This is a genomic window from Pseudomonas sp. JAI115 (assembly GCF_014200835.1).
Lineage (GTDB): Bacteria > Pseudomonadota > Gammaproteobacteria > Pseudomonadales > Pseudomonadaceae > Aquipseudomonas > Aquipseudomonas putida_A.
The window spans coordinates 116,471-124,450 of the sequence record NZ_JACHCY010000018.1 but is presented as its reverse complement, the minus strand read 5'-3'; the positions used below and the strand labels follow the sequence as shown (position 1 = coordinate 124,450).

Here is a 7,980-nt window from a genome sequence, read left to right as displayed (position 1 = left end):
TCTGCCGAGTGGCATTCACCCTGATGAAGAATCAGGGCGAATACCGATCAGTTTGAGATTCTAGGGTTGCTGAGCAACATAGAATCTCCCACATTTGATTTGCGCCTGATCCCGAATTTGCATGCACCGCCGATCCCCTGTGGGAGCGAGCCTGCTCGCGAAGGCAATCTGACAGGCTCCACAGCAATCAGCGGCGATTGGCCCAGCGCTGACGCAACCACTCCAGGTCTTCCGGCCGGGTGACCTTGAGGTTGTCCGCCCGCCCTTCGATCAGGCGCGGCGCCAGACCGGCCCACTCCATCGCCGAGGCTTCATCGGTAATCACCGCATCCGCCACCAGACTGTCGGCCAACGCCCGATGCAAGGCACCGAGACGGAACATCTGCGGCGTATAGGCTTGCCAGATCACGCTGCGATCCACGGTTTCAAGCACACGACCGTGCTTGTCGACCCGCTTCAGGGTATCGCGCGCCGGCACGGCCAGCAGACCGCCGACGGCATCATCCGCCAGTTCAACCAGCAACTTGTCGAGATCGTCGCGACTCAGGTTGGGCCGTGCCGCATCGTGCACCAGCACCCAGTCATCGTCATCGGCACCCTGAGCATGCAAATGCAGCAAAGCGTTCAGCACCGACCCGGAACGCTCCGTGCCACCCTCGACCCGCTGAATCCGCGAGTCGCTGGCGCAAGCCAGGTTTGGCCAATAAGGATCATCAACCGCCAGACTGACCACCAGCCCCTTGAGGCTCGGGTGATCAAGGAAACAGCCGAGGCTGTGTTCGAGAATTGTGCGCCCGCCCAGTTGCAGGTATTGCTTGGGACGGTCTGCGGCCATTCGGGCACCGACGCCCGCGGCAGGAATCACGGCCCAGAAGGCCGGCAGAGAATCGATCATTGCGCGAGCTGGTAAAGGGTTTCACCGTCCTTGACCATGCCCAGCTCATGGCGAGCCCGTTCTTCAACGGTCTCCATGCCTTTCTTCAACTCGCTGACTTCGGCGTCCATCACCCGATTGCGCTCCAGCAGGCCTTCGTTCTCGGCGTGCTGATCAGCAATCTGCTGCTTCAGCTCGGCGACCTGCGCCAGACTGCCATTGCCCACCCACAGGCGGTACTGCAGACCGGCCAGCAGCAAGAGCAAAACGAGAAACAACCAGTAAGGACTGCGCATCGAATATCAGGTATCCAGTGAAAAAAGACAGCCACGCCAAAACTTTGAAACGTCTGATAGCACGAAGCCTGGAAGATCCAGGCTTGTGCATGTAAGGCATCAGATTAGTGGCAAATCCATCGCTGTCACGACTTTTCCGACACAATCCGGTGTCTTTTTACCATCTACTGCTTAACCGCGGAACTCGGAGCGACCGTTGTACTTGGCTTTGCCATTCAACTGCTCTTCGATACGCAGCAGTTGGTTGTACTTGGAAACGCGGTCGGAACGGCACAGGGAACCGGTCTTGATCTGGCCAGCCGAAGTGCCCACGGCCAGGTCGGCAATGGTCGAATCTTCGGTTTCGCCCGAACGGTGCGAGATCACCGCGGTGTAACCGGCAGCCTTGGCCATCTGGATGGCTTCCAGGGTTTCGGTCAGGGTGCCGATCTGGTTGAACTTGATCAGGATCGAGTTGGCGATCTTTTTATCGATGCCTTCTTTCAGGATCTTGGTGTTGGTCACGAACAGGTCGTCGCCGACCAGTTGGGTCTTCTCGCCGATTTTGTCGGTGAGGATCTTCCAGCCAGCCCAGTCGGACTCGTCCAGACCGTCTTCGATCGAGATGATCGGATAACGTTCGGTCAGGCCTTTCAGATAATCGGCGAAACCTTCAGCGGTGAACACCTGGCCTTCGCCGGACAGGTTGTACTTGCCGTCTTCGTAGAATTCGCTGGCCGCGCAGTCCAGCGCCAGGGTCACGTCGGTGCCCAACTTGTAACCGGCGTTGGCCACGGCTTCGGAGATCACTTTCAGCGCGTCTTCGTTGGACGCCAGGTTCGGTGCGAAACCGCCTTCGTCGCCAACGGCGGTGCTCAGGCCACGGGCCTTCAGCACAGCTTTGAGGTGATGGAAAATCTCGGTGCCCATACGCAGACCTTCCGAGAACGTCTTGGCGCCAACCGGCTGTACCATGAACTCCTGGATGTCGACGTTGTTATCGGCATGCTCGCCACCGTTGATGATGTTCATCATCGGCACCGGCATCGAGTACACACCCGGGGTGCCGTTCAGGTTGGCGATGTGTGCGTACAGCGGCAGGTCCTGGTCCTGTGCAGCCGCCTTGGCCGCAGCCAGGGACACGGCGAGGATGGCGTTGGCGCCCAGGGTTGCCTTGTTTTCGGTACCGTCGAGCTTGATCATCGCGTGGTCGAGGGCTTTCTGGTCGCTTGGGTCGGTGCCCAGCAGCAGATCGCGGATCGGACCGTTGATGTTGGCTACCGCCTTGAGCACACCTTTGCCCAGGTAACGGCTCTTGTCGCCATCACGCAGCTCGAGCGCTTCACGCGAGCCAGTGGATGCACCGGACGGCGCGCAAGCGCTGCCGATGATGCCGTTGTCGAGAAGCACGTCCGCTTCCACGGTGGGATTGCCACGGGAGTCGAGAACTTCACGACCTTTGATGTCGACGATTTTTGCCATTGTTGTAAACACTCCAAAGTTGACGAAAACGACGCAGCTAGAGGAAATCTTTTGACCGTCGGCAAGTGGTGTGCAGCGGGCAGCTTGCAGACGACAACGCACATGCCCGAGGGCATGTGCGACAAATCGTGCGGTACTTTACCGGAGAAATGAGCTTTACGCGGTTTCTACCGTCGGAAAACTCTTCACCAGTTCGTCCAAGGCTTTGAGCTGGGCCAGAAATGGCTCCAGTTTGTCCAGACGCAAGGCGCAAGGGCCGTCGCATTTGGCGTTGTCCGGATCCGGATGCGCTTCGAGGAACAGACCGGCCAGCGACTGGCTCATGCCGGCCTTGGCCAGATCGGTGACCTGGGCGCGGCGACCGCCGGCGGAGTCGGAACGACCGCCAGGCATTTGCAGCGAGTGGGTTACGTCGAAGAATACCGGGTACTCGAACTGCTTCATGATGCCGAAGCCGAGCATGTCGACCACGAGGTTGTTGTAGCCGAAGCTCGAACCGCGCTCGCAGAGGATCAATTGATCGTTACCCGCTTCCACGCACTTGTTCAGGATGTGTTTCATTTCCTGAGGCGCGAGGAACTGGGCTTTCTTGATGTTGATCACAGCGTTGGTCTTGGCCATCGCCACGACCAGATCGGTCTGGCGCGACAGGAAGGCCGGCAGCTGAATGATGTCGCAGACTTCAGCGACGACCGCGGCCTGATCAGGCTCGTGGACGTCGGTGATGATCGGCACGCCGAAGGCTTGTTTGATGTCCTGGAAGATGCGCATGCCTTCTTCCAGGCCAGGGCCGCGATACGAAGTCACAGAAGACCGGTTGGCCTTGTCGAAGCTGGCCTTGAACACGTAAGGGATACCGAGTTTCTCGGTGACCTTCACGTACTCTTCGCAAACCTGCATGGCCATGTCGCGGCTTTCCAGCACGTTCATGCCGCCGAACAGCACCATGGGTTTGTCGTTGGCGATTTCGATGTCGCCGACGCGGATGATCTTCTGTGCCATCGGGTTACGCCTTCTTCTGGTGTTGAGCCAACGCAGCTTTCACGAAACCGCTGAACAGCGGGTGACCGTCACGTGGCGTCGAGGTGAACTCCGGGTGGAACTGGCAAGCGACGAACCATGGATGATCCGGCGCTTCGACCACTTCAACCAGCGCGGCATCAGCGGAGCGACCGGAGATTTTCAGGCCGGCTTCGATGATTTGTGGCAGCAGGTTGTTGTTCACTTCGTAGCGGTGACGGTGACGTTCAACGATCACGTCCTTGCCGTAGCAATCGTGCACCTTGGAGCCGGCTTCGAGCAGGCATTCCTGAGCGCCGAGGCGCATGGTGCCGCCCAGATCGGACGCTTCGGTACGCACTTCAACTGCGCCGGTGGCGTCTTCCCACTCGGTGATCAGACCCACGACCGGATGGCCGCTGGCGCGATCAAACTCGGTGGAGTTGGCGTCTTTCCAGCCCAGCACGTTACGGGCGAACTCGATAACCGCCACTTGCATGCCCAGGCAGATGCCCAGGTACGGAACCTTGTTTTCACGAGCGTACTGAACGGCAGTGATCTTGCCTTCCACGCCACGCAGACCGAAGCCGCCCGGAACGAGGATCGCGTCGACACCTTCGAGCAGCGCAGTGCCCTGGTTCTCGATGTCTTCGGAATCGATGTAACGCAGGTTGACCTTGGTACGGTTGGTGATGCCGGCGTGACTCATCGCTTCGATCAGCGACTTGTAGGCGTCCAGCAGTTCCATGTACTTGCCGACCATCGCGATGGTGACTTCGTGCTCTGGGTTGAGCTTGGCATCGACGACCTTTTCCCACTCGGACAGGTCGGCGCCATTGCATTGCAGGCCGAAACGCTCGACGACGAAATCGTCCAGACCCTGAGCGTGCAGCACGGCCGGAATCTTGTAGATGGTGTCGACGTCTTCCAGGGAGATCACCGCACGCTCTTCAACGTTGGTGAACAGCGCGATCTTGCGACGCGACGACACATCCACCGGATGGTCGGAGCGGCAGATCAGCACGTCTGGCTGCAGGCCGATCGAACGCAGCTCTTTTACCGAGTGCTGGGTTGGCTTGGTTTTGGTCTCGCCAGCGGTGGCGATGTAAGGAACCAGCGTCAGGTGCATCAGCATCGCGCGCTTGGAACCGACTTCCACACGCAGTTGACGGATGGCTTCGAGGAACGGTTGCGATTCGATGTCGCCAACGGTACCGCCGATTTCCACCAGGGCCACGTCGGCATCGCCGGCACCCTTGATGATGCGACGCTTGATTTCGTCGGTGATGTGCGGAATCACCTGGATGGTTGCACCCAGGTAGTCACCACGGCGCTCTTTACGCAGCACGTGCTCGTAGACACGGCCGGTGGTGAAGTTGTTGTTCTGGGTCATGGTCGTGCGGATGAACCGCTCGTAGTGGCCCAGGTCCAGGTCGGTCTCGGCGCCGTCGTGGGTGACGAACACTTCACCGTGCTGGAACGGGCTCATGGTGCCCGGGTCGACGTTGATGTACGGATCCAGCTTAAGCATGGTGACCTTAAGCCCCCGCGCCTCCAGGATGGCCGCCAATGAAGCCGAGGCAATGCCTTTCCCCAATGAAGAAACAACACCGCCCGTGACGAATATGTAGCGCGTCATGAAAAACCCTAGAAGTCTGCGTTAAAGCGGTACGAGCCGCCGGGGAAAGCGAAGGAAGGCCGAAGCCCCCGATCACCTGCATTAATCACAGTGCACCTTTCAAAAAAACCGCCGCGTTGGGACAGACCGGCAGATGAAACACCGGTACGTTGCTCGCTACACATTTTTTGGAATCGCCCAGCAAAGACTGCTTGGTAATCGGCAACTCCTGCAATTCAGGCGAATCCACAGAAGTTGTATCAAGAAGGGAGCGTAGTCTACCGGAATGCCCCTTTCATCTCAAACCTTGATCTTCGTCTGTTGGCTGCCAATGCAATTTCCAGCCGTCCGACTCCTGCCCGTCAAGCCCCGGCAGGTTCGCCACGGCGAGCAATTCTGCGCCGCGAAACAGCAGCGGCAATCTGCCACGGACGAAGCCCGGCACCGCGCGCTCATTGAGCAGGCGCTTGAGATCGCGGTGGCCGCGCCCCGCCAGATGCATCAGCTCGCCGCCCTGCCGATAGCCAATGCGCAGCGGCCCGACGGGAGTCTGCCCGCTGAACATGACACGCCCGTTATTCGCCAAGCGTAGCGGCGTCGATGGCTCAGGCCACTCGACGCTGACTGCTGGCGCCCGCAGCCAGTCGCCGCTCAACCACCATACCCGGCCGGCGCTGCGATGCAGCTCACCGTCGGCCAGACGCCAGACCGGCGAAGCATCGCAGGCAGCACCGCATAGGTCGTTCCAACCCGACCAATGGTCAGTGTCGGGCAACCGGGTCAGCGGTTCGAGCCAGTGGCTGAGTGCATTGCGCTGACGAGCGGCGGACAGACTCGTCAGCGGCGCCAGCTCCAGCGACGGTAGGCCCAGCCATGAAAACTCGCTCGGCGTGGCGGCTTGCGCCAGATCGAGCTGCGCCAGCTCATCGAGCAGGCCTTGCGCCTCACGCAGGTGCGCCGCGCTGCGGGCCATGCTCGCCTGCGCCTGCGGCCAGCGCGCGGTGAGCAACGGCAGCACCTGATGGCGCAGGTAGTTGCGCGAGAACTGCCGATCCTGGTTTGACGGGTCTTCGATCCAGTTCAACTGATGCGCGCGGGCGTAAGCCTCAAGCTCGGCGCGCGTCACGTCGAGCAATGGCCGCAGCAGCGCGCCCTGCCCCAACGGTCGCTGCGCCGGCATCGCCGAAAGTCCGCGAACGCCGGCACCGCGCATTAAACGAAACAATAGGGTTTCGGCCTGATCATCACGGTGCTGCCCGGTCAGCAGCACGTCATCCGCCTCCGTCAGCGAGGTGAACGCCGCATACCGCGCCTCCCGCGCCGCCCGCTCCAGACTGGCGCCGGGTTGTACTGACACCCGAATCACTTGCAAAGAAACGCCCAGCGCATCGCAGACCGACTGACAATGCGCCGGCCACGCATCAGCCGCAGCCTGGAGGCCATGGTGGATATGGATGGCGCTGAGCGCCGGCAGGGAATGGTGTTTTGCGAGATGCGCAAGCAGATGCAGCAGGACGGTGGAATCCAGACCGCCGGAGAAAGCCACGCGCCAGGTCCTGGCATTGCGCCAGGCTGCAAGGTTCAGCAGAAGCCGGGAAGGCAGATCACTCACGGACTGACCCATATCTTTCTCTTGGCCCAAATCAAATGTGGGAGCGGGCTTGCTCGCGAAGGCGTTTCAACATTCAACACATCTGTCGAATGTTATACCGCTTTCGCGAGCAAGCCCGCTCCCACATTGGGTATTGCGAGATCTGTCAGAGACCGTAGCTCATCAGACGATCGTAACGACGCTTGAGCAGCGCTTCGTTGTCGAACTTCTTCAGCATCGCCAGCTGCGAGCTCAGCTCGGCACGGATCGACGCAGCGGCAGCGGCCGGATCACGGTGGGCGCCGCCCAGAGGCTCGCCGATCACCTTGTCAACGATACCCAGACCTTTCAGGCGCTCGGCGGTAATGCCCATGGCTTCAGCGGCATCCGGTGCCTTTTCGGCGGTTTTCCACAGAATCGAAGCACAACCTTCCGGCGAGATCACCGCGTAGGTCGAATATTGCAGCATGTTCAGCTGATCGCAGACACCGATCGCCAGTGCACCGCCGGAACCACCCTCACCGATGACGGTGGCGATGATCGGGGTCTTCAGGCGCGACATCACGCGCAGGTTCCAGGCGATAGCCTCGCTCTGGTTACGCTCCTCAGCGTCAATGCCCGGGTAAGCACCCGGGGTGTCGATGAAGGTCAGGATCGGCATCTTGAAGCGCTCGGCCATCTCCATCAGACGGCAGGCCTTGCGGTAGCCTTCCGGACGCGGCATGCCGAAGTTGCGGCGTACCTTTTCGCGCACTTCACGGCCCTTCTGGTGGCCGATGATCATCACCGGCTGGTCTTCCAGACGTGCAACGCCGCCCACAATGGCCGCGTCGTCGGAGAAGTGACGGTCACCGTGCAGTTCGTCGAACTCGGTGAAGATGTGCTCGATGTAGTCGAGGGTGTACGGGCGTTTCGGGTGACGCGCCAGGCGTGCGATCTGCCAGCTGGTCAGCTTGCCGAAGATGTCTTCGGTCAGCGTGCGGCTCTTGTCCTGCAAGCGGGAGATCTCATCGCCGATATTCAGCGAATTGTCATTACCGACCAAGCGCAACTCTTCGATCTTGGCTTGCAGGTCGGCGATCGGCTGTTCGAAATCTAGAAAATTCGGGTTCATAGGCGTCCGTCTTGGGTCGTGTCCCAA

Annotated in this window: 7 protein-coding genes; all 7 read right to left on the bottom strand. The window is 60.2% G+C overall.

What is annotated here, in order from left to right; genetic code table 11:
- Positions 1-187 precede the first annotated feature (187 nt).
- The 7 genes from ispD to HDC30_RS26285 all read right to left on the bottom strand — a co-directional run bounded on the left by ispD (position 188) and on the right by HDC30_RS26285 (position 7,953).
- Entirely contained in the window at positions 188-895 is a 708-nt protein-coding gene (gene ispD / locus HDC30_RS26315) for a 2-C-methyl-D-erythritol 4-phosphate cytidylyltransferase (protein WP_027611041.1), read from the bottom strand.
- Positions 892-1,170, bottom strand: a complete 279-nt coding sequence (gene ftsB, locus HDC30_RS26310; protein WP_007964293.1) for a cell division protein FtsB — start codon at positions 1,168-1,170, stop codon at positions 892-894. Before ftsB ends, ispD begins: the two co-directional genes overlap by 4 nt.
- A gap of 171 nt (positions 1,171-1,341) precedes the next feature.
- Entirely contained in the window at positions 1,342-2,631 is a 1,290-nt protein-coding gene (gene eno / locus HDC30_RS26305; protein WP_003222156.1) for a phosphopyruvate hydratase, read from the bottom strand.
- A 156-nt stretch (positions 2,632-2,787) separates the two neighbouring features.
- Complete coding sequence (gene kdsA / locus HDC30_RS26300) at positions 2,788-3,633, bottom strand: 3-deoxy-8-phosphooctulonate synthase (protein ID WP_007954807.1); 846 nt, start codon at positions 3,631-3,633, stop codon at positions 2,788-2,790.
- A 4-nt stretch (positions 3,634-3,637) separates the two neighbouring features.
- Complete coding sequence (locus HDC30_RS26295) at positions 3,638-5,269, bottom strand: CTP synthase (RefSeq protein ID WP_003222153.1); 1,632 nt, start codon at positions 5,267-5,269, stop codon at positions 3,638-3,640.
- A 274-nt stretch (positions 5,270-5,543) separates the two neighbouring features.
- On the bottom strand, positions 5,544-6,872 hold the full coding sequence (gene tilS, locus HDC30_RS26290; protein WP_183785774.1) for a tRNA lysidine(34) synthetase TilS: 1,329 nt from the start codon (positions 6,870-6,872) through the stop codon (positions 5,544-5,546).
- 133 nt (positions 6,873-7,005) lie between these two features.
- Positions 7,006-7,953: an acetyl-CoA carboxylase carboxyltransferase subunit alpha gene (locus tag HDC30_RS26285; RefSeq protein WP_064586192.1), complete on the bottom strand. Its 948-nt coding sequence runs from the start codon at positions 7,951-7,953 to the stop codon at positions 7,006-7,008.
- Positions 7,954-7,980: the final 27 nt, after the last annotated feature.

What these genes read in the sequence shown, in the direction of transcription:
- HDC30_RS26285 (WP_064586192.1), bottom strand. Translation starts at nt 7,953, where the DNA reads ATGAACCCGAATTTTCTAGATTTCGAACAGCCGATCGCCGACCTGCAA.
- ftsB (WP_007964293.1), bottom strand. Translation starts at nt 1,170, where the DNA reads ATGCGCAGTCCTTACTGGTTGTTTCTCGTTTTGCTCTTGCTGCTGGCC.
- kdsA (WP_007954807.1), bottom strand. Translation starts at nt 3,633, where the DNA reads ATGGCACAGAAGATCATCCGCGTCGGCGACATCGAAATCGCCAACGAC.
- tilS (WP_183785774.1), bottom strand. Translation starts at nt 6,872, where the DNA reads ATGGGTCAGTCCGTGAGTGATCTGCCTTCCCGGCTTCTGCTGAACCTT.
- ispD (WP_027611041.1), bottom strand. Translation starts at nt 895, where the DNA reads ATGATCGATTCTCTGCCGGCCTTCTGGGCCGTGATTCCTGCCGCGGGC.
- eno (WP_003222156.1), bottom strand. Translation starts at nt 2,631, where the DNA reads ATGGCAAAAATCGTCGACATCAAAGGTCGTGAAGTTCTCGACTCCCGT.
- HDC30_RS26295 (WP_003222153.1), bottom strand. Translation starts at nt 5,269, where the DNA reads ATGACGCGCTACATATTCGTCACGGGCGGTGTTGTTTCTTCATTGGGG.